Source organism: Rhizobium sp. Root491 (assembly GCF_001427205.1).
Classification (GTDB): domain Bacteria; phylum Pseudomonadota; class Alphaproteobacteria; order Rhizobiales; family Rhizobiaceae; genus Agrobacterium; species Agrobacterium tumefaciens.
This window is the reverse complement of sequence record NZ_LMFF01000018.1, coordinates 75,950-102,538: the sequence shown is the minus strand read 5'-3', so window position 1 is coordinate 102,538 and position 26,589 is coordinate 75,950. Positions and strand designations below refer to the sequence as shown.

The following is a 26,589-nucleotide window of genomic DNA, read 5'->3' as shown; positions in this document are numbered from 1 at the left end:
GCAGTGATCTGCAAACGGAGCAACCCTAACAAGGGACGAAAGCTCCCCGCAAACATTCGATTTACAACGCTCCCGTCGGCGCTAGCAGCTGGAGAAGCGAAGCCAAGAGCATGTTGCCACCCGCAATACTATGCTCCTGCTCCACGTATTCAGCCTCATTGTGACTGAGACCATCCCGGCAGGGTACGAAAATCATGGCCGATGGCGCGACGCGGTTCATAAAAAGCGCATCGTGGAATGCGCCGGAGAGCATTCTCTTTGTTGAAAAGTCCCGCTCTTGTGCGGCCTGATCCAATACGGCAAGTAATTCATCCGGAAAACTTGCCGGCGGCATGTCGAAAATCTGCGAAATAGTCGCCGAGCAGCCTGTGTCCGCCGCTGCCTGCTGGATAGCCATGCGGATTGTCTGCTCCATGACGCCGATTGTTGTCAGCGAAGGGTGTCTAAAATCGATCGTGAAGCGCACCGTTGCCGGGATCGCGTTCACCGCGCCGGGTTCAAGGGCCATTCGGCCAATCGTGAAACGCGCGGCCGGATCGGCTGGCATGATGTCGCGATAGAGTTCAGCAAGCGCGTTGGCCGTGGCTTGCATAGGGTCATGCCGATATTGCAGCGCCGTTGTTCCAGCGTGGGCGGTCTGCCCTTCGATAATCACCTCCAGCCAGCGCGTTCCCTGTATGCCGGTGACAATGCCGATCGGTAAGCCCTCTTTTTCCAATGAAGGGCCTTGCTCGATATGGACCTCGAGATAAGCGAAAACCGGCGTGCCCAGAGGCCGCATCACGGCAACCGGGAGACTTTCCAGCGTGGCGGAGAGTTCATCTGCGAAAAGCGCACCGTCAGTCGCGCGCATGGTCTCCCAGGCGCTTGGAATTGAACCGGCCGCAAAGGCCATGGAGCCCATGCAGCCCGGCGCGAAGCGGCAGCCCTCTTCATTCGTGAACGACACGACCTCCACCGGCCGCTCGGTTTCCACCCCGCAATCCTCGAGTGTTTCCAGAACCTCAAAAGCTGCGAGCGTGCCGAGCGCACCGTCAAAACGACCGCCTGTGGGCTGACTGTCGAGATGACTTCCGATAAGCAGCGCCGACAGATCCGGGTTGCGCCCCTCGCGGCGAATGAACAGATTGGCAATCGGGTCCTGAAAGACCTTGAAGCCGCGCTGCAGCGCCAGCTCCGTCAGCAATTGCCGCGCCTGCCGGTCGAGGCCGGTCAAGGCCTGGCGGTTGACGCCACCCTTTGCCGTCGCGCCTATTTGCGCAAACCGGTCGAGTCGATCGATAAGTCGCTGCCCGTTGATCGAAAGAGTTTGCGTCATCATCATTTCCCGTTTGCCCTCAACCCGAAAGCCCTGGCTGCGCCGCCTCAACAAACGATCGCACACGGGCAGGCTCGACAGGGTTCCACCAGACACCGCCCTGTTTTAGCGACGAAGCGACGATGACACCGCTGGTGCGCTTCAGGATTTCAACGATATTGGCTTCCCCAACACCAGAACCGACCAGAAGCGGAAGATGTGTGGCCTGCCCGATCTCTTCGATTTCCGCCATCGTTGCGCTGTTGCCGGTTCGCTGGCCAGTAGCGATCACCGCATCCGCATCAAAAAAGGCAAGGTCGCGGGTCAGCTCATCGATGCTACGATCAGCCGTGATAGCATGCGCGCCATGCTTGACGTGGCTGTCGGCGAAAACCTTTATGTGCTCGGCCCTGAGCAGGGATCGATAACGCATCGCTTCCGCCGCACGCCCTTCCATGAAACCCTCGTTGGCGACATAGGCATTGGCCCACTGGTTGACGCGGATGAATTTCGCTCCGCCCGCCATGGCAATGGCGAAAGCCGGGATCGGCGCATTGGCAAGCACGTTGATACCGAGCGGAACGCCAGTCGCCCGCGCGACCCGGTCAGTCACCACGCTCATGAAGGCAGCTGTCTCATGACCGATATCCTCCGGCTTGGAAAAGGGAATATCGCCATGGTTTTCAACGAGAAGACCATGCATACCGCCTTCGATCAAAGCCTCGGCATCGCGCATGCAGACGTCGTAGATGGCATCCATGGCCGCGCCACGATACCTCGGTGCTCCGGGAAACGGTGGGCAATGCACCATGCCGATCAAGGCCTTGTCACGACCAAAGATTTCCTGGATGGCGTTCGCCCTATTGTCGGATATGATCTGCATGCCTTGTCCTCTCGAAAGTTTTTCATGCGTGCCTTCGTCATCGGCAATATCGCGCTCGACGAAACCTATTCCGTTTCCGCCCTGCCGGAAGCCGGGGCTTCGATTTTCGGCCGGCAGGCCTTCCGCGATCTTGGCGGAAAAGGCTGCAATCAAGCCATTGTCATGGCCCGATGTGGGCTCGATACCACATTGACTGCTGCTGTAGGTACAGATGACAGGTCTGCGACCATCCGCGCCCGCCTTGCAACCGAACCTCTGACCGCCGACCTCATTGGCATGGATGGGCAGACCAGCGATCTCTCCATCATCTTCAATACGCCCGATGGTGAAAACAGCATCGTCACGACCACTGCCTGCGCACAATCCCTGACCCCGGAAGACGTGGCCGGAACCCTTGGTACAGCCAGCCCCGGCGACCTTCTCGTCGTGCAAGGCAATCTGGGCGAAACAACCACCCGTCTCGCACTGTCGCAGGCAAAGGCAACGGGAATGATCACCGCATTCAATCCGTCACCTCTCCAACCCTGGTTTGAAAGTCTCTGGCCGCTCACGGACATCGCTTTCCTCAACCGCGGCGAAGCGGCCGCCCTGACCGGGGATACCGGCTCGACAGCGATAAAATTGCTCATTTCAGCCGGTGTCCGCCAGGTCATCCTCACCCTTGGCGGCGAGGGTTCGATGCTTGGCACGACAAACCAATGCCTGACCGTGCCCGCCGAAAAAACTGGCGTTGTCGACACGACGGGTGCTGGCGATTGCTTCATGGCCGTCACGCTGGCCTCCGCCGCGTTGAGAAACGTCAGTGTGGATGAACGGGCGTTGAGGCATGGCGCAAAGGCATCTGCGCTGACCGTCAGTCGTCGGGGCACGCTTTCAGCCTTTCCCGATATCCTTGAGCTCGCGGATATTTTGTCCAACTGACGATCCTCTCCACCGATACATGCCGCCGCGCTCAGCGAGCTTCTGTCAGCCAGCCCAGAATGTTTTTCCACAAACGGCCGTAGCCCTGCCATTCGCAGAAGGCGGGAGAGAGCCAGTGCGGACCAATGTCGGACGTCCACGCCGCTGTCCGACCCTGGCCAAAAATGCCGGTGACCAGAAGCGGATGACCGCCCTGCTCCGCAGGCAGGCGGGCGACCACGTCCACATCCGCGCGCTCGCGCACCTCTACCTCATTGACACCGAGGAGAAGCGGCCATTCGCCGGAAAGACCTGCAACGGTGGGATGATCCGGCATCAGAATGTCGGCCGTCGATCCTTCTGGAATTTCAACGCGGTCATCCCATGGCAGGCAGGTCACGGGAAGCGTATCTTCCACGGGGGTGCGACGCCACCGGGCCTTGCCATCGATACCCTGGAACGAGAAATATCCGCCAACCATCAGCAGGCCGCCACCCTTTTCGACCCATGCCTTGAGAAGCTTCAGACGGTTTGGAACGGTTTTCGAGTGCAACCAAACCGCAGGCGGCAAAAGCAGCGAATTGGCACCGATGTCAGAGAGGATGATCGCGTCATACGCATCCAGCCCCGCCATATCGAAGGGAAGTTTCTCGACAGCATCATGAGCCGTCAGGTAGGTCAGCTCGTATTCACTACCTTCGAGCGCCTTTACCAGAGGTTCCGCGCCCAAGTGAAAGGTGACGCTGCCGAACTGGTCGAAGCCCTTGTAGTGAGTGGCGGAGCTGACCCAGCTTTCGCCCACGAGAAGTATTTTCTTTGTCATTTTTCGTTCCATTTCTATGGGTTCGTCACGTCTTCGCCTGGAAGACCGAGCGCGGGTTATCCCGCATGAGGATTTGCAAGGTGAGGTCATCCAGACCATGCCGCTTCAATCGCGGCAGGAAATGCTTGAGGATATAGGCGTAACCATTGCCGCCATACCGCGTCAGCATCATCTTCAGGAAAACATCGTGGGAAAGCAGGATGCGGTCCAGATATCCCCGCTCCACCAGCTGGACGATGGCTTTGGCCGCTTCGTCGTCACTCGGGCATTGGACCTGCTGATCGGCATAGAAGAAATCCATGCCGATCATGTCGTATTCGATGAAGGCACCGCGGCCGGCAAGTTCTCCCTGATAGCCAAGGTCATCATGCGACGGGTTCATGTGACACAGAACGGTGTGACTGACATCCGCGCCTTCCTGCTCGACTACATCGAGAACCCTGTGACCCAGCCTTAACCAGCCCGGAAGATGCACCATGAGGGGCAAACCTGTACGGGCCTGCGCCCTCGCCGCACCCCGCAGCGATTTTTGCTCCTCGGGGGTGAAGTCCGAGGACACACCGATCTCTCCGATCAGACCGATTTTCACGCCGGTTCCGTCGACGCCCTGAAGCGCCTCGTGAACGATTTCATTGGCGATGTCGTCGATGCTGAGCGCTGCCACTTTCTCAGGATGGGAGGAGGCCAGATAATAACCCGCCCCCATCACGATGTTGAGCCCGGTCGCCTCGGATATCCGCCTGAGGGCAAGCGGATTTCTGCCGATACCCTGGCAGGTCGGCTCCACCACTGTATGGCCGCCCTGAGCGGCGAATTCATGCAGTTCTTTAATCGCAAGCGGCTCATCATCCAGCGTGATGTTGTGCTTGTTGACGAAGGGATCCTGGCGAAGTTCGCCGAGGATTTCCTGGCAGACCAAGCCCTCTGCCAGATATTGCCGCTCCGGCGTTTTCGGTGCGTGCCACCAGCAGCGGCAATCGTTGAGAAGATGCTCGTGCATCAGCGTCACGCCGAGCTTTTCCACCGGGACGGGACCGGCAACCGTCATGAAATTGCCGGAGCGAATATGGCCTTTCGAGAGTTCATCCACCATGGCCTCAACCCTTTTTTCTGGAACCCAAGCGGAAGTTGGTGGTGAAGATGCGCGTGTTCAGCCAGATGGCGGCAAGAATGATCGCGCCCGTGACGATCTGTGTGAAAAAGGGCGAAATATGCATCAGGATCAGCCCGTTGCCGATCACGGCAATGGTCATGGTGCCAAGCACAGAGCCGAGAATGGTTCCGCGTCCGCCCATCAAAGATGTGCCGCCAAGCACAACCGCTGCCACGACCTGCAGCTCAAAGCCGACAGCAGCATTGGAGGAACCCGAGCCAAGGCGTGACGCGATCAGCAACCCAGCGATTGCGGATGCCACGCCTGCGACCAGATAGACCGATGCAAGGATCCATTTTGCCGGCATACCCACACGACGGGCAGCCTCCAGATTGGAGCCTACCGCCACGACCCGGCGTCCGTAGCGGGTGGACGAAATGACCACATAGGCCACGACAGTGATGAGGATACCGATCAGCGCCGGCACCGGGAAACCGAACAGGTCTCCGCGACCGAGAAAAAAGAAGCCGGGCGCATCCGGAATCGGCACCGAATACCCTTGGGTGATATAGAGTGCGACCCCTCGAAGGATGGACAAGCCTGCGAGCGTAACGATGAAGGCCGGAATGCCCTGATAGGCAATGAACCAGCCCTGCAAGAGACCAAGCACGGCTCCGAGCATGAGCATGGCGACCAGCACCAGAGGCCACGGATAGCCCGCCGCCATGAGGATGGCACCGACGGCGTTGATCAGCGCAACCATGGAGCCGACCGACAGGTCGATGCCGCCGGTGATGATGACAAGCGTCATGGCGACGGAAACGATGAGGATGGGAGCGGCCTGACGCACGACGTTCAGCAGGTTGCCTGCCGTCAGGAACGTATCCGTGCTTACGGCAAAGAACAGCATGCAGGCGATGAAAAAGGCCGTTATGGACAAGACCTGCGCGTTTTCGGCGATGAAATCGGCGACGGGTGAGCCCTTGGCGCGTTCAGTGTAGACGGTCAATGGCGACCTCCCACGATCAGTTTGACGAGGTCTTCGAGGCTGGTTTCGTTGATCTGCCGTTCGGCGACCTTCGTTCCCTCGTACATGACGGCGATGCGATCACACACGCGGAACAGATCCTGAAGACGATGAGTGATGAGGATGACGGACACGCCCTTGGCCTTGACCCGGTTGATCAACGCCAGAACGGCCTCCACCTCTGCCACGGCAAGCGCCGAAGTGGGTTCGTCCATGATCAGGACCTTGGGATTGAAGGACGCCGCACGGGCAATTGCGATTGCCTGCCGCTGTCCGCCGGAAAGTTTTTCCACCTTGGCCGTCAACCTTGGAATACGGATTTCCAGCGCGTCCAGCATCTTGCGGGCCTCGGCCAACATCGTCTGCCGGTCGAGGAACGGACCCTTGGTGATCTCGCGCCCAAGAAACAGGTTGCCGATCACGTCTATATGGTCACAGAGGCTCAAATCCTGAAAGACCATCTCGATATTGCGATTGCGCGCATCGGCGGGACCGGAGAAACGGACCTCTTCCCCTTCGAGCGTAATGGATCCTTCATCCGGAATGTAGGTTCCGGAAATAACCTTCGTCAGCGTCGATTTTCCAGCCGCGTTGTCACCGACAAGGCCCAGGCATTCACCGGGATAGATGTCGAGATCGACGCCGCGCAGCGCCTGATGTGAACCGAAGGTTTTTACGATACCGCGAAGCGAGACGCGCGGTTCTTGCGCCGCACCGGAGAGATGCTGGGGGAGAATATCTCCCCCAGCGCCGGTGACAGCGGTTGGGTGCTGTCCGCCGGCGATCATTTGAAGACCGCCCGGTAGGGCTCGACATTGGCCTTGGTAACGATGGTCACGGGCACGGCAATCGTCTTTTCGACACTGCCGCCATCAGAAACGGTCTTCAGCGCCTTGACGGCCGCAGCACCCATGGCCGCCGGGTCCTGCTGGATGACACCCGCGACATAACCGGCGTCGATGCCAGCGATCGCCTGCTTGGTCAGATCCCAGCCGAAGACCTTGATGTCCTTCTGCTTGCTCTGGCTTTCGACGGCAGCGACGGCGCCGAGAAGGGCCGGTTCACCTGTTGCGTAGATTGCGGTCATATCCGGATTGCCGGTTATGAGGTTTTCCGCTGCGGAAAGAGCCGTATCCTGCACGTTCTGTCCGTCAACGACGCCAGCCGCCGTGATGCCGGACTGATCCTTGAGCGTGTCCTCAAAGCCCTTCTGGCGGATATTCTGTATGAATGAGTTGAGGGCCCCGACGACGCCGATCTTGGCCTTGCCGCCCATGTCTGACTTCACATAGTCGACGAAGAACTTGCCCATGTCGGCACCAGCCTTGGCATTGTCGACGCCAATCTGTGCCTTCTGAGGCCCTTCCGGCAATATTGCGTCGATAGCGACCACTGGGATGTTCGCTTCGGCGGCCTGCTTTACCGCAGGCATGATGCCGTTGACATCAATGGCAACGACCGCGATCCCATCGACCTTCTGCTGGATATAGGTCTCGATGGCGCTGTTTTGCGCTGCCGGATCGTTATTGGCATTGAAGATGACGAGCTTGACGCCCGCTTCCTTCGCCGCCTTTTCCGCACCCTTGTTCATGTCGTTGAAAAAGATGGCCTGCTGGTTGATCTGCACCAGGGCTATCGTCTTTTCCGCGGCACCGGCAATGCCGGCGGAAAGCGTCGCCCCGGCCAGAACGGTGGCGGCAAGGGCTGCGGAGAAATATCTGCGTTTGATTATTGTCATTTGCGTTCTTCCTCTGTTGGTTTTGTCCGTCGCAATTATTGTTTCGACGGCGGCGCAACGGAGCTCCGCACGACGATTTCTACGGGAAGCAGCTCTTCCGGATGGGCCGGAGTTTCCTGTTCCCAATTGGTTTCGGCGAGCAACGACAGGGCGCGCTGGCCAATGGCCCTGACCGGCTGGCGAATGGCGGTAAGCGGCGGATCGAACAGATGCAGCGGGCCGACATCGTCGAAGCCGATCATCGATACGTCCTGCGGAATGCGCACACCCTGCGCCCGCAAGACTTCAATCATCCCGATGGCGATTTCGTCGGAGCTGGCGAAAATTGCCGTGGCGGGACGGCCTTCGGAAAGAAAACGCAAGGCCGCCTCGCGACCGAACTCCGCGGTATAGTCGCCGCAATAGCGCATGATCGACGGCTCGGAGCCGCAATGTGTCCGCAACGCTGCCTCCAACCCAAGGAAACGCCGCTGCGTGCTGAGCATCTCTGCCGGGCCGCCGACATAAAGTACGCGTTCGTGGCCATATCCGGCAAGGTGTTCACCAGCCAAGCGGCCGCCCTGTTCATTGTCACAGAACAGCTTCGGCACGGATGCCCCACTGACGTCTTCATCGACCACAACGACTTTGCCGGTGGCGCTGATAAGCTCGGCAAGCTCGTCCGTATCGGGGTGGTTGGTAACAAAGACCAGCCCGTCGACATGGTTGCGGGCAAGAAGCCGCAGATAGGACAGTTCGCGTCCCGGCCGGTTCAACGTTGCGAAAAGCGATACGGCAAGACCGCGCCTGTCTGCCTCCTCTTCCACTGCTGCAACCAGCATGCCGAAGAACGGGTTGCCGATATCGGGAACGACGAGACCGATCGTATCGGAGCGCCCACGGCTCAGACGCCGGGCATGCGGGTTAGGAACATAGTTGAGCTGGCGAATGGCGTCTTCGATGCGGGCCTTCGTGTCCGCAGGCAATTCCAGTGAGCCGTTGAGCAGCCGCGACACCGTAGCGACGGAAACACCCGCCGTGCGGGCAACATCCTTCAGACTGGTCGCGCGATTTGGCGCCATCATTCTTCCCGTTCCTGTTCCCGTGGGCCTTTGGCCTCTTGATAGAGCTTGTAAAGCGATTTACTAAACCGGTTTACAAGGAAATCCAAAACTTGCCCCCTGTCAAGATCATTTGGTGAGGCATTCGAATTTTGGCATATCGGAGACTTTTGCGGCCTTCCGACGGAGAAGGGCAATCGCGAGACGAGTGACGGCGCTCCTCGCCTTCACATAGAGGTGTCTTCGATCAGCACCTCGGATTATCAGGATTGTTTCATTGCTAAACGAATGAAACGGGTCCACTGTGTTTGTTCCAGCAGCTATAGTACGGGCGCTGCTGTTTAAGGGTTGAATACCCTGGCCCCGACAAAGGAGGACGCCATGTCTTCCATATTCCACCAACCGACAAAACAGAATCTCGCAACGCTGGCTGGCTACGTCTTGTCTGCGGCAAGTGTGGCGTTGATCGTTTACATCCTGATCGGCGCATAGTTGCGATAACCGGCTGTAACTGTGCGGGTTTTAACGCAACCGAAAGCGGTGTTGGACATGATCGAAAGAACCACAGAGACCGAAATCACATTCACGCATCCGTTCCGTCTGGAGGCCCTTTCGGAACCCTTGGGAGCGGGCACTTATCGCCTGGTCATAGACGAGGAATTGATAGAGGGCCTCAGCTTCACGGCGTATCGCCGCGTGGGAACCCATCTAGAGATTCCCGCGGTCGCTGTCGCCATGAACCGCCGCCAGTTCCTTCAGGTGTCACCAACTGAAATCGATGATGCATTGGCTCGCGACGTCGCAACCGTAGCCGCCGGCCCGCGCGCCATTCCATGATCCCGCAATGGTCGCGCATTTCCTAAAGTGCGTAGCAGTTTTACGCCCGGAAAATGCGTAAAAACAAATAGCTAGAGCACGTCAGACAATTTTGTTTAAACAGGATGTGCTCTAGCCGAAGTCGGAAGTCGTCAGGACGTTCAAATTGCGCCGGTACTTGGCATACACCTTCTTGGCAGCCTCGTAGATCGGCGTGCGCATTGCGTCAAAAGACGAAAGGCATTGGGCTTCCGACATGCCTGTTGCATGCACGCCGCCCTTAGCGAGTGCAGCGGCTTCGACAAAAAACCGGATTTCGAACATGCCGTCATGGCCGAAAAACCGCACAGCTTTACGCACATCGTCAAAACTGCGGGCCGAGTTGGGGAAAGCCAGTGTCATGCTTCACACCTGCTGCGTTCTTCCCTTCGCAAAACGTTACGACGATTGAGTGAAAGCATGCCATCGGTTGCTTCCGATATGCTGAGTTCAGTCAGCCTGCGGCCACCCACCCGTACCGGCACACCGGTGAATACATGATATATGGTCCAGGTTTGGTCCCTCTCGATCCTTCTTCCATATTGGGAGTCAACCGTATCGGCGACGGAAGTCCCGCCTTCGTTCTCCCAAACTTCGATCCTGAGCGCCTGGCGTCTTTGGTCGTTATAACTATTCATGGTCTTGCCTTTCATCCGAGGCTTCAGCGCGGCTTTGATCCGCGTGGAGCCGGTTTTATTCTACATTGCGACTGCTGCGTTCCTGTCTCTCGGTCGAAAGTCCCTATCGATCGGAGTGGTGCTTGAGCCAGACATCCCTAAGGACTAAATGCGGTGTCGTGTCCGGGTGGTACCAAGAAAATCCAGGAGCGAAACGACCAGATGCCATGAAATGGCACTGGAGAAATGCAGATGGTCTGCGTTGTGCAACTGGTGGCAGCGTAATCGCCCGTCAACCAGCATGCTCGTGCCGCAATAGGTGACATCTCGGTGATTACCGCAAAGAAATACGGCACCGTCAGCGCAAACATTCACTAAAGGACAACGAAGAAGAGGCGGTGCCTCTCTGACACCGGGGAGCCGTGCTGCCAGCACAACGAAGCCTATACTGCGCCTGGATTGCGCGGAAAACAAGGCGGACGCTAAAAACCTGCCGGGCAGAAAAAGCAAACATGTCTATTCAAAGCAGACATTTCTACGCCATGATAGAAGTAGCCGAGCCCTGTTTCCTGTCCTTCCCCGGATCAACATCAGCAGGCAGGCATCGCAGCCGGAAAATCGGGGCCGAAAAACCCAGGCCACTTCAGGCTGACAGGATCATGTGCTTTTTTGCCTGTCCGGAAAGAAACTCACGGACATCCTGTTCTCGTAGTGGTGCCGCATAGATATAACCCTGCACCAGCGTAGCACCGAGACCTTCAAGGGCCGCGAGTTCCTCCAGTGTTTCGACCCCTTCCACCACGCATTCCAACCCCATGTCGCGGCTGAGCGTGAGCAGCGATTTAACGATTTTGTAGCTGGCTGGCTTTTCGTGCAGATCCGTGACGAAGCTGCGGTCAATCTTGATCTTGGTGAGGGGGAGAGCGTGCAGCCGTGTCAGGCTGGAATAACCGGTGCCGAAATCGTCCAGCGAAATGCCGCAACCGAGCCGCCGCAGCATTTCGACCGACTGCCTGACCTGTTCGAAATCATGCGCAAAGGCCGTTTCGGTAATTTCAAGGTCAATACGTGTTGCGTCGAAGCCGCTGTTTTCGATGATGCCGATCAATGACAGCACGCCTTCGCAGGAATTGAGGTCATGGGCCGAGAGGTTGAAGGACAGTCTAAGGGATGGCTCCCATACCGATGCGGAAGCGAGAGCGGTTCGAAGAAGAGGCCGCGTCAGCGAGCTGACGATACCGGCCCGCTCGGCAATGGCGAAGAACTGGGCAGGCGGGACATGCCCAAGGACCGGGCTGTGCCAGCGCGCCAGTGCTTCAAAGCCCGCAGCTCTTCCATCGCGTATGTCGACGATCGGTTGGAACACGACTGAAAGCTCGTTTTCTATCTCTTTCTGCTTGAGCAGATGTTCGATACGAGCTTCGATATTGATCTGCTTTTCGTGCTCCGCATCGAAGAGGACGGCATCGCCGCGCCGGGTTTTCTTGGCGTGATACAACGCATAGTCCGCACGGTCGAAAAGTTGCTCAAGCGTCAGAGCAAGGCACGGAAATACGGCGATGCCCATGGAAGCAGCGACATGCACAGTCCCCTCGGGAAGATGATAGGCCTCCCTCAACCGTTCCGAGATCACGTTCGCATTTGCAACGAGTTGTGCATCGTCAGGTATGATGGGGGCAACGATCGCAAATTCGTCTCCGCCAAGTCTAAATGCCCTGCTGGTCGTCAGAGTATCTGTGAGACGTTTGCTGACGCTGACGAGCAACCTGTCGCCCACGGAATGGCCGTAAAGGTCGTTAACCGGCTTGAACCCATCGAGATCGATAACGCCCAGCGCCAGCCGCGTTCCCGCCACCCTTGCTTTCTCGATCTCGGCTTCCAGATGGGCGAAAAAGGCGCGGCGGTTAGGCAGTTCCGTCAGGCTGTCAATATTGGCAAGCAGCAGGTTCTCATTGTTCAGCGCTTCCGTGCGCTGCTGCGAAACAATCATGCGCTCGAAATTGCGGTAGTTGGTCAACAGGATGGACATCATGCCCGCACAGACCAACAGAACATTGATGGCAATGGCGATGAATGTCGGTTGCTGTGAGGCCAAAAAAAAGATGACGAAGGCGCCGTTGACGATGGCCGTGACCATGAACGCCGCCGAACGCACATACATCAGACAGAAGATGCAGGATATGACGGTAATCGCCATGTAGAAGGCGACGTGGGATTGCGTATAGGCGTCCCCATACGGCACCAGCAGAAAAGACCAGAGCGTAAATACCACGGCAATGCCGGCCGCCAGGCGATTTGTGCGCTGAAGCGCTGCATGAGCCACCTTCGGCGCGGGATCGATACCGCGGGTCCTCCACCAGAACGCGATCCTGACGGTGCAGCCGAGTGTAAAAAAAGCCGGAATTCCAATGGTGAGCCAAAACGGCGCCAGTTGCAGATGTGTAGTCGCCAGCGCCCATGTACTTGAAATCAGTATGAAATACATCATCGGCATCTGCCGGGTGAAGGCGCGATATTGCGCTTTCACCAGGTCCGGATTGTCGGACCGGACAGACATAAAATCAAGCAATTTCTGTTTGGCGTTTGTTATGTTCATTTGCACGACTCATCGAGTACAGAGTCGGTTGTTTAGCAAGTCCGTCTTACATCATCGGAAATACACAAGGTAAATCAAGAGGAAATGAAATCAACTCCAAGATGTGCATTCATATTTGTACATAATCTGCGGCAGCCGCCGAGGATTTCCACTGGTTCAAAGCGATGAATGCCTCTCGGTTGGAATGGCAGAAGCTGTTGTTCACCGAGGAGCCTCGCCGAAAGCCAGAGAACAGACATCCACATTTCTGTGCCCTGTAGTCCGGCAGGATGCCCTTCCGCGAAGGCAAATCCGCTGCCTTTCTGCCAGCGCCCCCTATTGCGTCTCAGAACTTCACGGGCGATCTCTTTTGCCTCGTCCCGCCTGTGATCCGTCTGTTCCAGGCAGAGAAGCAGGGGATGGACCGTATCGAGCAGGTTGCAGGCGTTAAACTCCGTACCCTGAAAACCGCCATAGGCGCGATAATTGGCGATGACCGAGTCGACTGCCGCTTCCGGATAGGGAACGGGCAGGCCGAACTGGGCGTAAGAGCCGCGGGTGAGGCGGTAAAAGCCGTTGACCGGTTGCAGCAGGCCCTGCTCGGTCGTCGCGTCACCCCAGAGACCGGTAGTTCTGTCCGCATTCACCATCAGCCAGCCAAATAGTACGGCGAGATTGTCGCCGGATACGAAGTAGCGCCGGTTGAAATAAAGCGCGGTGGAGATGGCGTCGATAGTAGCGCCGCAATGCCATGCCCGGTTTTGCCAGGGGAGTTCTTCCAGAAGAAGAATGAGGGCGTCGGCACGCATCTCCTCCACGAAAGCAATCTGCTGTTTCGGGCCGGCGCCAAGACATTCGAGCGCATATCCGACAGCCAGAATATTGTAGAGGACCGTTGGGTCCTGTTGCGGCGGCGATGAAGGGCGGCGGTTGGCAGAGAAAAACAGTCCTGTTTGGGTATCCTGCATAGCATGAAGGCCAGCCACGGTTCTTTCGACGTCGAAGGCGGTCTCTTGCTGCCCGAAGGCTGCGGCGATCTCGATAGCATCACACAGATGCCTGGCGTTTTCGACCTCATGTCCGGATGCATCGGCTGAACGATAGGAGCCCCCCTCATCATAGGAGCGAATGGCGGCAAGCCAGTCGCCGGCAATTTCCTCGCCGAGTTCTCGCAACAGGCGATCGGTTTCAGGCACCTTGGGCGTATCTGCCTTTTCCCCGCGATATTTCAGAACCCGGGCGGGAACACCACCGGCAACAGCCAAGGCGGGAACGTCTTTCGCCACCACCGCGCCCGCGGCAATAATCGCTCCGCGCCCTATCTTCACGCCGTCCAGCACGACTGCGTTGGCGCCGATCCAGACATCGTCGCCGATATCTATGCCGAGCGAGGTCAACGGCTGGCGATAGATGGGGGTGTCGGTATCGTCAAAACCGTGATTGAAGCCGACGATGCTGACATGCGAGGCGATGCGCGCACCATTACCGATCTTCACCCTGCCGGAAAGGCAGGCATAGGGGTTGATCGAGACGTTTTCTCCAAGTTCGATATCACCGCGCACGATTGCGTAACCGGCAATCCAGGACTGCGCGCCCATCACCAGCCTGTCCGTATGCAACTCGGCTTTTGCGGCGATGTAGACGCCCTGCCCGAAACTGGCATTGGCCGAGCGCTCAAGACCGCGCAACAGCGCCTGATGGTCGGGACGGTCGATATCTTCCTGTTTTCGTTCCCAGGTCAGGATATTCAGCCGATCCAGCCGTTGGAAAACAGTCTGGGTTTCGTCTGTCATAATGGCAAGCCTGCACGGCTTTCATCGAGTGCAAAGGCGGAAACGCGACGTCCCTCAAGCCTGAACATCTCTTCCAGCGCGGTAAGATCGGGAGCATCCGGTAAGGTCACCAATGCCGCTTCTGCCGCCTTGCCGGCGGGTAGCGCCATGCAGGCCGTAACAAGCAGCGTTTCGCCTGATGGAACGGTGCCACGCAATTGCGGCACGAGGGTTCTGGCGTGGATGAGATTGGTGTTGGCAATGGCCTGATGGCACAGTCCTTCACGACGAGCCCCGAGCGAAAGATCGACAATGACGCTTGTGTCGCTTTGGCCGTAGCATACAGCGCGGCATTCTCCCGCTTCTGTTCGGTCACGGTTGAAATCGGCGCGCTCTATGGCAAATCCGCCTTCCGATGTTTGCAGCGCGCGTGGGGTCCGGATGCGGTGCAGCCTAATATGCCACGGATTATGCGGCACGAGCCAGGTCTCTATCTCCACACCCGCCCATGGCCTCCAGCGGGAATAGAGGCAGTCTCCGGCAATCAATGCCTCTTCCATCGTCTCGCGCGTACGGAAGTGTACACCATCGTCGGAAAGACCGAGCATGCCGTCAAAAGCTGCGGCGGCAAAATGCCGGTCATCCGCCTCGACATTGAAGGCATAACGGGTGGAATAGACGAATTTCGAATATTTTTCCTGCGCGCCGCGCATCCTGTCGTGCTGCTGCCCCGAGGATAGAACAACGACGTTGCCGGGCGTATGGAAAGCAACCATGCCCGGTTCCGGCAATGAAACGGGTTCGGCGAATTCTTCTGATCTGGTCTCTTCCGCCGTCCAGAAGGGATGATCGGCGGGCAGCGCCAGCGGCAGGAAGAATTTGAGCGCCCAGTAGGGCGAGCAGGGAGAATTGTAGCTCTCGCTCATTAAAAGGTTCGGATAGCCGTATCCCACGGAAAGTACGCCATCGCGATCCGCGATCGGCCGCTTCGACCACCAGCGGATATGCCGCATGTAATAACCTTTGATCTCTGGCCATGGCAGCGCCTGCAAGCCGGAAAAGGCGAGTGCACCCCAGAAACCACCCGCCGCAAACCGGTATGTCTGGCTGCGCCCGAAGGCGAGCGAGGCCCCGTCCGGCCCGAACCAATGGCGCATGTCGCGGGCGAAAACTCTCGAGCGTTCGATGAGCCGTTTTTTTCTCGCCTCATCGTCTTTCGCAAGCACGGTATAGATCAGCCCATAAAAATGCATGGCGAAGGGAATATAGTGGTCGACACGCCGTACCGGCCCGTCACGATACCAGCCATTGCCGATATCAAATGCCTCTATTTCGTCGAGATATGCATGGGTCTTGGCCGTGTCGAATTCGACACCCACCCGCTCCAGCCCGAGATCGATCAGAACGCGGAAAAACTTCCAGTTATTATCGACGAATTCCCGCTCGCGCGCCGCCAGAAGGTAGACCGTGACGGTCTTTCTATCCGTTTCCGCAAGCGGCTCCCAGATGTGTTCGGGAACCATGGCGAGTGCAAAGCCTATTGCCGCCAGCTCCACCAATCGTTGGTGCCGGTCTGCGGTGTCACCCCAATATTCGGGGTGGGCCGGGTTGGTGCCATTGGCCAATCCGCGCCGGTAGAGATCCCAGTGCGGAAAGTCATAGCCGCCGGCGGCAAGGGGTACGATGCCCCATAACGGTCGGGCAAAGCCTTCCAGTTCGGCAGCCGGGTAATCAAATATCGCGCCTGTCGCGCCCAACTGCACGCGCGCGCCGCCCGCCGAAAAACAGGCAAGCAGCGGATTGAAGAGATCAATCACAGCCTTTGCGAGATCGTCCCTGCTTGAAAGCGGATTGTGAAAGAGCGGATTGGCTGCGGCGGTTTCATGGGGCACGGTGACGAATGTCCGGAATTCTTGGGTCAGGAAAAAGGCCGCAGGCTTTCCGCCTGCGGCCCATGGCAATTATTTGATGGCCTTGACGCCGTCATTCATGTCCTTGATGCCGTCATCGATTGAAATATTGTCGGTCATCAGTGCGTCATGGACACGGTTCAGAACGACTTCGATCTTGGCTGCATTCGGGTTGACCGCCATTTCCAGATAGGCCTTGCCCGCCTGCAACGCGTCCTTGCTGCCCTGATCCTGCGGGAAGCCCGGCAGCGATGCGATCTTCTCAGCCACATCGTCGGTTCGGAGTGCAGGGAAAGTGCCGGTGGAGGCAATGATGGCCGCTCCCTCAGGCCCGGTCACGAACTGAATGAAATCCAGCGCCGCTTCCTTATGGCCGGAATTAGTGTTGACCGACAGTCCGGCAATCTGCGCGGCCGTCGCACCTGCCGCCACGCCATCGGGATGGGGGAATTTCACGATACCCCAGTTGGCGCTTTTCGACTCGCCCGATTTCACCTTGGCGATCTGGGTTCCGACGAACCAGGTGCCCATCGGCAGCATGCCGATCGTTCCGTTGAAGAACAGCGCGGAGTAATGGGTATTGGATGTCTTCAGCGAGGCGTAGGACGGTATCGCGCCGGTCTTTTGCAGGGCAAGCGCACGCTCATACCAGGGTTTCAGGAACTCATAGTTTCCATCAACCATCGTGTGTTTTCCATCCTGAATGCCGGGCAGTTGCACCGTCGAACGCCAAGTGTGCAACAGAGCGCCGTAAATGCGGTTCGCGCCCATGCCGCCCTTCAGCTTGCCGGCTGTTTCATCGAACTGCGCCCAGGTCATGTCATTGGTTGGATAAGGCACGCCTGCCTTGTCGAAAATATCCTTGTTGTAATAGACCACCCAGAAATCGGAGCGGAACGGCAGGGCGTATACCTTGCCGTCAATGGTCAGTTCCTCGATCAGGCCGCCATAGGGTGCCGTCTCGATCTTCTGATCCTTGATGAAGTCGCTGAGATCGGTGATGTTGCCGGCGCGGACCAGATTGGCGTATCCGGGAACGTCCTTGATGGTAACGACGTCAATGTCCTTCGAGCCGCCAGTCAACTGCGTGGATATCATCTGCGTATAGTCCTGCGAGCCGAGGTCCACCACCTCGAACGTGACATTCGGATGCTTCTGCTTATAGGCCTCCATCAAGGGCTTGAAGTAAGCGCCCTTATCCAGATCCCATAGGGCCCATTTCAAGGTGACGGGGGCATCGCCCGCGGCGAATGCTGTTCCTCCCATACCCATGGCAATGCCGAGACCGGCGGTTGCCAGAGCAAATGCACGTCTGGTTGTTTTAAACTCCATAGCCCGTTTCTCCTTCCCTGACTGATGTCGTTTGATTTTGGTATGTCTTAAACGCCGCTCCCCGCCCGTTCTGATATCCGCAGGCGCGTTTGCGCGGCGACGTTTCTCGCCGCGAAACACAGGGCGAACATGCCGAGCGAAAAATTGATGGTTGCCGGCATAAACACGGACACCGGATAGAAGAGAATATGCGCGATCCAGAGCGCCGCGACGAAGCTGAGCGCCGCCAGCATCGGCCATGGTCTGGTGAGCGCCAGAAACGCCGCACGCCGCAGGGTCTGTAAAAGCGGCAAATCCTCCTTCGCCAGGACAACGGTGGCATAGGCGCAGAGAAGGGTGAGGAACAGTGTGACTGCGAGGCTGATCGCAAAAGGCACACTGTAGGCGAGTTGCGACCGGGCAGCATCGGCATAGCTGACAGTTGCGTAACCACCGCCACCGACCACCAGCGCTGCGAGAAGCACAAGCGCGGTGCCGCGCAGGGCGAATGTCCGCAAGGCTTCAAGGAAATCGCGCAGCAGATAGGTATTTTCGTCGTTCGAGAAAGAAACGCAGACGCGGCCCATGGCCAACATTGCTGCGGGCATCGTTACGACCGGCAGGCTGGCGATGATAAAGAGGAGGTTTAGCTTCACCATCTCCCACCATTCGCGTCTGATAATATCGAGGAACAGGGCGAGACCGGTAGGCGGCGGGGCGTTCTTGTCGATCCCGGCTCCTTCCTTCGTCCATAATCCTTCCAGCCATTGCATCGCTTTTCTCCCGGCCCGTTCAATAAAGGATCGATCGCTCGGTGGCGGGATCAAAGAGCTGCGCATTCGTCAGATCGGCCACCAGCTCAACGGGATCGCCGATCTTCGCCCGGAAGCGCGGTGAAACACGTGCGACGAGGTTTTGACCGCCCGAGATGAGATTGAGATGCACTTCCGATCCCATCGGCTCCGCCAATTCCACTGTCGCCTTGAAGGGAGAGACATTGGCGGCATCGATATCCGCCGGAGCAAATTCGTGGAAATTTTCAGGGCGAATGCCCAGAACGAGCTGTTTTCCTTCGTAGGGAAGTACACGCCCAGGATCGATACCTGCCGGCAGCGGCAATGGGTTGCCGTCGAATATGGCGATAAAGCCGTCGCCCTGGCGGTGCAGCGTCACCGGAAGCATGTTCATCTGCGGTGCGCCGATGAAACCTGCAACGAACATGTTAATCGGCCGGTCATATAGATTTTGGGGCGTATCCACCTGCTGGATATGGCCATCCTTCATCACCACGATGCGATCCGCCATGGTCATGGCCTCAACCTGATCGTGGGTCACATAAATGAAGGTGGCGTCCAGCCGCTTGTGAAGCTTGGAAATTTCCGACCGCATGGTGCCGCGCAGCTTGGCATCCAGATTGGAAAGCGGCTCATCGAGAAGAAAAACTTCCGGATTGCGCACCATCGCCCGGCCGAGCGCGACACGCTGGCGCTGGCCACCGGATAGCGCCTTGGGTTTGCGGTTCAGCAGGTGGGTGATGTCTAGAATTTTCGCCGCGTCCTTCACCTTCGTATCGATGAGGTCGCGCGGCGCTTTTCTAAGCTCGAGACCGAAGGCCATGTTCTTGTAGACGGTCATGTGCGGATAAAGCGCATAGTTCTGGAACACCATGGCGATGTCGCGGTCCTTGGAGGGCACATCGTTCATCACGTCTTCGCCGATGCGCAATTCGCCGCCGGAAATTTCCTCCAGCCCGGCAATCATCCGCAGGGTGGTGGATTTGCCGCATCCGGAAGGGCCAACCAGAATGATGAATTCCTTGTCGGCAATATCCAGATCGATATCGTGAACGACCTTGAGCGCGCCGTAGCTTTTATTGAGTTTTTTCAGGGAAATGCTTGCCATCTGTTCCTCGCGCTCACCAATAGGAAGACCAGTTGCGCGAAAGCCGGATCAGCGCTTCCAGATAATAATAATCACCCCAGGAGACGCACTCATCGACCCCTTCGCCCCGGCAGGTATTGTGGGCGGTTTTCTTGGAATAGGTGCCGTGCAGAAGCTGGCCGTTGGAGATCGCCGGGTCGCGGACCGAATAGTTGTCCATCAGGCTCTTCACCATGCGTCTCGCCAGCTCGCGATACTCCTTGGCCTTTTCCCGCGTTTCCAGCTCCGCCATTTCCAGCAGACCGCAGGCGACGATGGCCGCTGCCGAACTGTCGCGCGGCTCGTCATCGCCATCCGCAAAGACCAGGTCCCAATAGGGCACGAGATCATCAGGCAGGCGCTTCAGATAGAAGGCAAGAAGCCGCTCGAACGTTTCGCGATAGGCGGGAAGTCGCTCGTAGCGGTACGAAATGGCCATGCCGGCAATGCCCCAGGCCTGTCCGCGCGCCCAGTAGCTCTCGTCGCTGTAGCCTTGCTTCGTCACGCCGCGCACCGGTGCGCCGGTCTCGGGGTCCATATAGAATGTATGATAGGTGGAATCGTCCGGCCGCACAGAGTGAGCGAGCGTGGTGCGGGCATGGGCAAGGGCGACGGTGCGATAATCTTCCCGGCCCGTTTCCCGGCTTGCCCAATAAAGCAGCGGCAGGTTCAGCAGGCAGTCGATGATGTAACGAAATTCGTTGGGATTATCCCGGCGACCCCAGGCCTGAATGAATTGACCAATCGGCTGGAACCGCTCCATCAGCTGATCGGCGGCCATCAGCGCCGCTCGTCTGCCATCCTCGTCACCCACCAGTTTCCATGCGGCGATGCAGGAGGGCGAATAGAGGAAACCCATATCATGATGGTCGGTCTCTATGCGGTTTTCGATCCGATGAAGAAAGCTCTGCACCTGAATTTGCGCCGCGTGCTGAAAGGTCCTGTCGCCGGTATGTTCGAAGGCGAGCCACATCTGTCCCGGCCAGAAACCGGCGGTCCATTGATCGTTGGCGACTGCGGGGTAAAAATTCTTCACGCTCGAGTGGTTCTGCGCCGCGTAGGTGAACTGCGGCAGATTGCGCCGGACCTGTGCGACGGCGGCTACGAGCGCGGCGTCGATTTCCGCAGCGGTGATCGGGTTCGGAACGGTCGTGGTCAAGTCGAACATGAAATCAACCCTTGAGGCCAGTGGAAGCGACGCCTTCGACGAAGAAGCGCTGCAATGCTAGGAAAACGATGAGAACCGGGATAAGCGCCACAACCGAGGCGGCCATGATCAACCCGTATTCCGCCGAATATTGCGAAATGAACATGCGCAGGCCGATCTGGATGGTCTTCAGCTCGGTCTTGGTGAGATAGATCATCGGCCCGAGGAAGTCGTTCCACGTCGTGACGAAGGTGAAGATCGTCAATGTGGAGAGCGCCGGCTTCGAGAGCGGCAGCATGATCTTTGCCCAGATCTGGTATTCGTTCATGCCATCGATACGGGCCGCTTCGCAAAGCTCGTTCGGAACCGACATGTAGAACTGCCGCATCAGGAAAACGCCGAAGGCGGTGAAGGCCTGCAGGAAAATCAGCGCGAGATGGGTGTTGTTGAGCCCGAATTCGCGCATCAGCAGAAACTGCGGCACCATATAGACCTGCCAGGGCATGGCGATGGTGGCGATATAGCCTAGAAACAGCGTGTTCTTGTAGGGAAAGTGCAGCTTGGCGAAGGCATAGGCGGCAAAGCTGGATGTCAGCAATTGCAGCAGCGTGACGATGATTGTCAGCTTCGATGTATTGTAGATGAACAGCGCCAGTGGGATTTTCGTCCAGATATCGACATAGTTCTCCCAGCGCGGCTGAGAAGGGATCCATTCGATCGGGAAGGCGAAGACATCGCGGCTGAGCTTCAGCGACGCCGACAGCATCCATGCGAACGGCAGGAGCATGACGATGGTGACGATAATCACCGTGAAATAGATGCCGATCGTGGTGGCGGGGATTTTCCGGCCCATGATACGCATGGCTCAATCCTCCCGCTGCCGTTTGAACTGGACGATAGTGACGATGAGAACGAGGAAGAACAGGACGAGGGCGATCATGCTGGAGTAACCGAGGTCCCAAGAAATGAAGGCTTCGTTGTAGATGTGATAGACCAGAACCAGCGTCGAGGTTCCCGGTCCGCCCTGCGTGATCATGTAGACCTGATCGAAAACCTTGAAGGACTGGATCGTCAGCATGACGGTGACGAAAAAAGTCGTCGGTGCGAGCTGCGGCAGGGTGACGTGGATGAATTTCTGCCAGGAATTGGCGCCATCAAGACCGGCCGCTTCATAAAGCTCGGAATTGATGCCCTGTAGCCCGGCGAGATAGATGACCATGTAGTAGCCCATGCTCTTCCACACGCCAAAGAGGATGACGGTAACCATTGCCCAATGCCGGTCCGCCGCCCATCCCGGCATATCGGCGGGATCGAGACCGAGCGTATAGAGCAACATGTTGACCGGACCCATCTCCGGATTGAAAATCATGTTCCAGACGGCGGCCACGGCAACCAGTGACGCCACATAGGGAAAGAACATCGCCGTGCGGAAGAAGTTGCGACCTAAGATTTTCTGGTTGAGCAGTATCGCGAGCCCCAGGGCGCAGGCAAGCGTGGCCGGCACCGATGCGACAGTGTAAATGACCGTGTTCCATAAGGCCGCGATGAAGGCCTTGTCCTCGAACAGCCGCCAGAAATTATCCAGGCCTGCAAAACGCATTGGATTGGAGCCGTCCCAATGCATGAAGGCGAGCACGAAGGCAAAAAGGATCGGTCCGAGCGTGAAAATCGCGAAACCGAGAAAATTGGGCGCAATAAAAGAATAGGCCACCAGCGCATTCTCGATCCGGCGTCGCCGCCTGGAGACGATGCGGACTTTTTTCCTGCGATACGGGGCCGCCTGCTTGTCGGACATGGTCGCGGTTGCGATTGCCACAGCCTACCTCCCATTGCTGCCGTTTCACCGCATCTCAGGTGTCGGCTGCTGCGTTTTCCATAACGGCGCGGGATCCTCACCCTGCCGCCTCCCGCGCTCTGGATAACACAATATCGATATTGGTCAAACAACTTTGCATTAAGTCAGACAAATTTTCTAGTTTTTCAAAAATACGTATGATAGGAGCCAATCATCGGATTGCGGAACGCGCGGGAGGTTCAGGGCGTGTTTGTCGAAATGATGCGGCTTATGCCCGATCGGTTCGCCGATTTCGGGGCAGAACTCACAGCGAAAAAAATTCACTCCTCAGCGTCGGCTGCGGTTCGCGGCAGCCTTATCGAGGCGGCGGTGCAGGCTCTTGGCGAGTCCTGGTCCACCATTCTGGCGGGCGACTACCGGGAATATAGCGGGAGTGGCAATCGTGATCGTTTCGAGTGGCTTTATTTTTCCCGCCGGCTGAAGCTGAACGCACTGGTTCTTGGTGAATGCGCGGAGGGGCAAGGCCGTTTTCTCGATGCCACCATCGATGGCCTGTGGCTGATATGCGAGGAAAGCGGCTGGCAATTGCCCGCTCATAATTCCCATATTCGCGGCGGCCCGCGTGACCCTCTGCCTGACCCGGAAAACCCAGTGATTGACCTGTTCGCTGCGGAAACGGGTGCCAATCTGGCGTTGTGCCTGCATCTGCTTGGACCGGAGCTGGAGCGGGCAAATACGAATCTCGTTTCGAGAATTCACGCAGAGATAGACCGGCGTATAACGACACCATATCTGAACAGACATTTCTGGTGGATGGGGAACGGCGCAGAACGGATGAACAATTGGACGGCCTGGATCACCCAGAATGTCCTGCTCTCGACGCTGCTCTTGCCGACAGACCAGCCGACGCGACGTTCGGTGGTTGAAAAGGCACTTGAGAGTCTCGACGCGTTTCAGAAGGATTATGCCGAAGACGGGGCCTGCGAAGAGGGCGTTCTTTATTACGGCCATGCAGCACTTTGCATGTTCGGGGCGATGACTATTGTCGAAAGCTGCGCGCCCGGCTCGATTGCCCCGCTCTTCAATGCGCCGAAGCTGCGAAACATGGCCGAATTCGTCCTCAATATGCATGTGGCAGAAGACCGTTTTTTCAACTTCGCCGATGCGCCGGCGAAGGTCGAGACATCAGGGGTGCGGGAATATCTCTTGGGCAAAGCCGTTTCCTCGACCCCGCTTCAGGCCTTCGCTGCCGCCTGCTGGAACCGCTCACCGGACCGGCTTATGTCGAAGGAATGGAACCTTTGGTATCGCGTTCAGGCGGTTCTCACCACACCGGAATTGTCAGCGCTTACGCCCGTGGCACCCACAAAGACCGACATAGTTTATTCAGGCATCGGACTGGTGATTGCCCGTGACAGTGTTTTCGATCTTGCCGTCAAGGCAGGCAATAACGGCGAAAGCCATAACCATAACGATGTCGGCAGTTTCACGCTTTACAAACACGGCCGGCCATTCATCATCGATGTGGGGGTGGAAGCCTACACCGCCAAAACCTTTTCCCCGCAGCGCTATGACATCTGGACGATGCAATCGGCCTTTCACAACCTGCCGACCTTCGGCGGCGTCATGCAATCCGCCGGACCTGAGTTTGCAGCACGCGATTTTGTGGCCGAATTCTCGGAGGGAAAGGCGGAAATTTCCTTTGATATAGCCGGTGCATATCCAGCCGCAGCAACTGTCGCGCATTATCGTCGCCGTGTCCGGTTGCTGCGCGGCAGCCATGTGGAAATCATCGATGACCATCGGGGCGAAATTGACGCGGTCCTGTCGCTGATGGTTGCAGAAAAACCGCAAATCACACCGGGTGGCTTTAATTTTGCAGACCTAGGAAAGGTGGACTGCGACGGCGAGGGCGACCCGGCCATTGAGACGATATCGATCGACGATACCCGCCTTCGCCAGTCCTGGCCGCCGGTGATCTATCGCATTCTCATCCCTGTTAAAGCCAACCGTCTTTGCCTGAAAATCACTTAAGGAAGTGCCGATGAAGCTTACACTCAAGGTCGTTAATGCGGCTGGCGCGATTTTGGCGCAGACCGGTGCGGAAGACGAGGTTTTTCTCGTCTACAGGGCCGAGTATTGCGAGGGTGATCGGCTTGTCGTCGAGGTTTCACAGCCCGGACACATCTGGCTTGCCCTGGATGCCGGAATGCCGGCGACACTGGTTTTTTTACGAACGACAGAATTCGTCCTGCCCGTTCCTTCCGCCTCAAGGCGAAAATCCTATCCGCCGCAGGCGTTCAGCGGCGCCATTCACCGGATCGCGGCGCGCCGTGCGCTCGCCGGGGATGTTGGGGTCCGTAGAAACCTGGCCTTGAACCCGTTTGATGAACATGAAAACACCGCCCTGTTTCCACACGTCTATGCGAGTACCGAGACGCGCGGAGAGGCCGCCTTTGCGGCACGCAATGTGATTGATGGTGAAAAAGCCAGCGCAGGTCACGGTTTTTGGCCCTATACCAGCTGGGGCATCAATCGCGATCCTGACGCTTCATTGACGCTTGTTTTTGGCCGTGCGGTGATGATCGACCAACTGACATTCTATCTGCGGGCGGATTTCCCCCACGATGCATGGTGGAAACAAGCGAGTGTCACCTTTTCCGACGGTGAGTGCGTAAGCTTCGCCTTGCAAAAAACCGGAGCCGCCCAGACTTTTTCAGTCTCGCCGCGCCAGGTGGAATGGATTCGTCTGCACGATCTTAAAAAAGCGGATGACCCATCGCCATTTCCCGCACTGACGCAAATCGAGGTCTGGGGCGCCGATCTTCCGGAAAGTCTTTAGCTGTGCGCGATGCCCCGCAGGTCGCGCATCATGTCACGGTAGCGGTTCTGGCTGCCGCGTAGATGCGCCTGCATCGCCAGTTTGGCATCCTGTTCATTTCTGTCCGATATGGCGATGACGATCGCCTCATGTTCCTTGTGGATCAGCCGTCTGTAGGCCGTCTGGTCGTTTTCCGCGGCTTCGGAAACCACGCGGGATTGCGGGATGACGGCCTGGCCGTGCAACTCGAGAAATTGTGTGAAGAGCGGATTGTTGGTCGCGGTCGCAACGGCGATGTGAAGAGCCAGATCCGCCTCGCGAATGGAGCGGTTCTGCTCAATACATTCGAGAAGCCGGGCGTGACAGTCGAAAATCGCCTCTTCCTGCGATGGTGAACGGCGAAGAGCGGCAAGGCCTGCCGCCTCGATTTCAAGCGGCGTTCTGATTTCCAACACTTCAAGGTCGGAAGACAGTCGGGCGCGATCGACGCCGGGAGCGGACGAGACTTCCTTTCCGCGCTTCAGCACGAAGATGCCAGCCCCCTGGCGAACCTCCACCAGCCCGTCGCATCGCAACGCCGTAACCGCCTCACGCACGACAGTGCGGCTGACACCGTGCGCCTCCGTCATTTCGATCTCGCTGGGCAGGCGGTCGCCGGGTCCATATTGGCCGGACGCAATAGCGTTTCTAAGGCTCAAGCTGACCTTGGTCACCAGAGACCCGGAAGACTTGCTGCGCTGTTTTTGTTGTTCTGGCACGTCGGTCACCATGCATGGAAAATAGAGAATGATAAATATGTATGATGAATTTCATTCAAACTCAATGATCATACCAATTATACCAGTTTTTGCACAAATGCCTCATATCGTTCAAAATTGGCGATGAGCAGCTTGATAATCGAACGTGTTACCGGATCGCGTGCATTTCCCATCATCGGCAACAGGGAAATCCGCCAGAAATTCGCCGCGTCGTAGGCTCGGCATGGTCTCCTTACCGCTGAGTAAACGGAGGCTTCCTGGCGTCTTCGTCCGGCACGTATGTATTGCACGCGGCAGGCCTGTTGCA

Annotated in this window: 24 protein-coding genes; 4 read left to right on the top strand and 20 right to left on the bottom strand. The window is 57.6% G+C overall.

The genetic code is table 11. The annotated features are described in order from the left end of the window. Positions 1-61 precede the first annotated feature (61 nt). Positions 62-1,318 carry a Zn-dependent hydrolase gene (locus ASD46_RS23565; protein ID WP_060642902.1) on the bottom strand — a complete coding sequence of 419 codons (1,257 nt, stop codon included), beginning with the start codon at positions 1,316-1,318 and terminating at the stop codon, positions 62-64. 19 nt (positions 1,319-1,337) lie between these two features. Continuing rightward, positions 1,338-2,180 carry a BtpA/SgcQ family protein gene (locus tag ASD46_RS23560; RefSeq protein WP_060642838.1) on the bottom strand — a complete coding sequence of 281 codons (843 nt, stop codon included), beginning with the start codon at positions 2,178-2,180 and terminating at the stop codon, positions 1,338-1,340. A gap of 24 nt (positions 2,181-2,204) precedes the next feature. On the opposite strand from ASD46_RS23560, the gene ASD46_RS23555 reads away from it, so the two are divergent. Beyond that, positions 2,205-3,101 carry a ribokinase gene (locus tag ASD46_RS23555; RefSeq protein WP_013762216.1) on the top strand — a complete coding sequence of 299 codons (897 nt, stop codon included), beginning with the start codon at positions 2,205-2,207 and terminating at the stop codon, positions 3,099-3,101. A gap of 31 nt (positions 3,102-3,132) precedes the next feature. On the opposite strand, the gene ASD46_RS23550 is transcribed toward ASD46_RS23555, so the two are convergent. From ASD46_RS23550 to ASD46_RS23525, 6 genes are read right to left on the bottom strand one after another with little or no spacing between them, the layout of a single operon-like run. Next, on the bottom strand, positions 3,133-3,903 hold the full coding sequence (locus ASD46_RS23550) for a glutamine amidotransferase (protein ID WP_060642901.1): 771 nt from the start codon (positions 3,901-3,903) through the stop codon (positions 3,133-3,135). Between the two features lie 25 nt (positions 3,904-3,928). Next, positions 3,929-4,996 (bottom strand): phosphotriesterase, encoded by a 1,068-nt coding sequence (locus ASD46_RS23545; protein WP_082546252.1) that lies wholly within the window; start codon positions 4,994-4,996, stop codon positions 3,929-3,931. A 4-nt stretch (positions 4,997-5,000) separates the two neighbouring features. Further along, on the bottom strand, positions 5,001-6,005 hold the full coding sequence (locus tag ASD46_RS23540) for an ABC transporter permease (RefSeq protein WP_003518264.1): 1,005 nt from the start codon (positions 6,003-6,005) through the stop codon (positions 5,001-5,003). After that, the gene (locus ASD46_RS23535; protein WP_013762213.1) at positions 6,002-6,811 is read right to left on the bottom strand and encodes an ATP-binding cassette domain-containing protein; all 810 of its coding nucleotides are present in this window, start codon (positions 6,809-6,811) and stop codon (positions 6,002-6,004) included. Before ASD46_RS23535 ends, ASD46_RS23540 begins: the two co-directional genes overlap by 4 nt. Further along, positions 6,808-7,761: a substrate-binding domain-containing protein gene (locus ASD46_RS23530; protein WP_060642837.1), complete on the bottom strand. Its 954-nt coding sequence runs from the start codon at positions 7,759-7,761 to the stop codon at positions 6,808-6,810. The genes ASD46_RS23535 and ASD46_RS23530 overlap by 4 nt, the downstream gene beginning before the upstream one ends. 35 nt (positions 7,762-7,796) lie before the next feature. Next, positions 7,797-8,822, bottom strand: a complete 1,026-nt coding sequence (locus ASD46_RS23525) for a LacI family DNA-binding transcriptional regulator (protein ID WP_013762211.1) — start codon at positions 8,820-8,822, stop codon at positions 7,797-7,799. Positions 8,823-9,350: 528 nt separating this feature from the next. Here ASD46_RS23525 and ASD46_RS23520 point away from each other — a divergent pair. Next, the gene (locus ASD46_RS23520; RefSeq protein ID WP_013762209.1) at positions 9,351-9,638 is read left to right on the top strand and encodes a hypothetical protein; all 288 of its coding nucleotides are present in this window, start codon (positions 9,351-9,353) and stop codon (positions 9,636-9,638) included. Between the two features lie 111 nt (positions 9,639-9,749). On the opposite strand, the gene ASD46_RS23515 is transcribed toward ASD46_RS23520, so the two are convergent. The 11 genes from ASD46_RS23515 to ASD46_RS23465 form a co-directional block, all read right to left on the bottom strand. Next, positions 9,750-10,019, bottom strand: a complete 270-nt coding sequence (locus ASD46_RS23515) for a DUF1488 domain-containing protein (protein ID WP_013762208.1) — start codon at positions 10,017-10,019, stop codon at positions 9,750-9,752. Further along, positions 10,016-10,309: a hypothetical protein gene (locus ASD46_RS27965; RefSeq protein WP_025595135.1), complete on the bottom strand. Its 294-nt coding sequence runs from the start codon at positions 10,307-10,309 to the stop codon at positions 10,016-10,018. Before ASD46_RS27965 ends, ASD46_RS23515 begins: the two co-directional genes overlap by 4 nt. 607 nt (positions 10,310-10,916) lie before the next feature. Continuing rightward, positions 10,917-12,869, bottom strand: coding sequence for a putative bifunctional diguanylate cyclase/phosphodiesterase (locus tag ASD46_RS23505; RefSeq protein ID WP_013762205.1), 1,953 nt, complete (start codon positions 12,867-12,869; stop codon positions 10,917-10,919). Between the two features lie 74 nt (positions 12,870-12,943). Beyond that, the gene (locus tag ASD46_RS23500) at positions 12,944-14,641 is read right to left on the bottom strand and encodes an acyltransferase (RefSeq protein WP_025595136.1); all 1,698 of its coding nucleotides are present in this window, start codon (positions 14,639-14,641) and stop codon (positions 12,944-12,946) included. Further along, positions 14,638-16,512 (bottom strand): DUF2264 domain-containing protein, encoded by a 1,875-nt coding sequence (locus ASD46_RS23495; RefSeq protein ID WP_025595137.1) that lies wholly within the window; start codon positions 16,510-16,512, stop codon positions 14,638-14,640. The genes ASD46_RS23500 and ASD46_RS23495 overlap by 4 nt, the downstream gene beginning before the upstream one ends. Before the next feature lie 69 nt (positions 16,513-16,581). Further along, complete coding sequence (locus ASD46_RS23490) at positions 16,582-17,862, bottom strand: ABC transporter substrate-binding protein (RefSeq protein WP_013762202.1); 1,281 nt, start codon at positions 17,860-17,862, stop codon at positions 16,582-16,584. A gap of 47 nt (positions 17,863-17,909) precedes the next feature. Further along, positions 17,910-18,614 (bottom strand): DUF624 domain-containing protein, encoded by a 705-nt coding sequence (locus ASD46_RS23485; protein ID WP_003518282.1) that lies wholly within the window; start codon positions 18,612-18,614, stop codon positions 17,910-17,912. A gap of 19 nt (positions 18,615-18,633) precedes the next feature. After that, the gene (locus tag ASD46_RS23480; protein WP_013762201.1) at positions 18,634-19,743 is read right to left on the bottom strand and encodes an ABC transporter ATP-binding protein; all 1,110 of its coding nucleotides are present in this window, start codon (positions 19,741-19,743) and stop codon (positions 18,634-18,636) included. Between the two features lie 13 nt (positions 19,744-19,756). Next, positions 19,757-20,929 carry a glycoside hydrolase family 88 protein gene (locus ASD46_RS23475; RefSeq protein WP_003518286.1) on the bottom strand — a complete coding sequence of 391 codons (1,173 nt, stop codon included), beginning with the start codon at positions 20,927-20,929 and terminating at the stop codon, positions 19,757-19,759. A 4-nt stretch (positions 20,930-20,933) separates the two neighbouring features. Beyond that, a complete protein-coding gene (locus ASD46_RS23470) occupies positions 20,934-21,770 on the bottom strand; it encodes a carbohydrate ABC transporter permease (RefSeq protein ID WP_003518288.1) in 837 nt (278 codons plus the stop codon). Between the two features lie 3 nt (positions 21,771-21,773). Further along, positions 21,774-22,703, bottom strand: a complete 930-nt coding sequence (locus ASD46_RS23465) for a carbohydrate ABC transporter permease (RefSeq protein WP_414890974.1) — start codon at positions 22,701-22,703, stop codon at positions 21,774-21,776. A 246-nt stretch (positions 22,704-22,949) separates the two neighbouring features. Here ASD46_RS23465 and ASD46_RS23460 point away from each other — a divergent pair, with 246 nt between their 5' ends. Beyond that, positions 22,950-24,737 carry a heparinase II/III domain-containing protein gene (locus ASD46_RS23460; RefSeq protein ID WP_025595138.1) on the top strand — a complete coding sequence of 596 codons (1,788 nt, stop codon included), beginning with the start codon at positions 22,950-22,952 and terminating at the stop codon, positions 24,735-24,737. Between the two features lie 10 nt (positions 24,738-24,747). After that, positions 24,748-25,545, top strand: coding sequence for a hypothetical protein (locus ASD46_RS23455; protein ID WP_060642835.1), 798 nt, complete (start codon positions 24,748-24,750; stop codon positions 25,543-25,545). Here the strand turns inward: ASD46_RS23455 and ASD46_RS23450 are convergent. After that, a complete protein-coding gene (locus ASD46_RS23450) occupies positions 25,542-26,294 on the bottom strand; it encodes a FadR/GntR family transcriptional regulator (RefSeq protein ID WP_025595140.1) in 753 nt (250 codons plus the stop codon). The two genes, ASD46_RS23455 and ASD46_RS23450, sit on opposite strands and share 4 nt — an antisense overlap. Positions 26,295-26,589 lie beyond the last annotated feature (295 nt).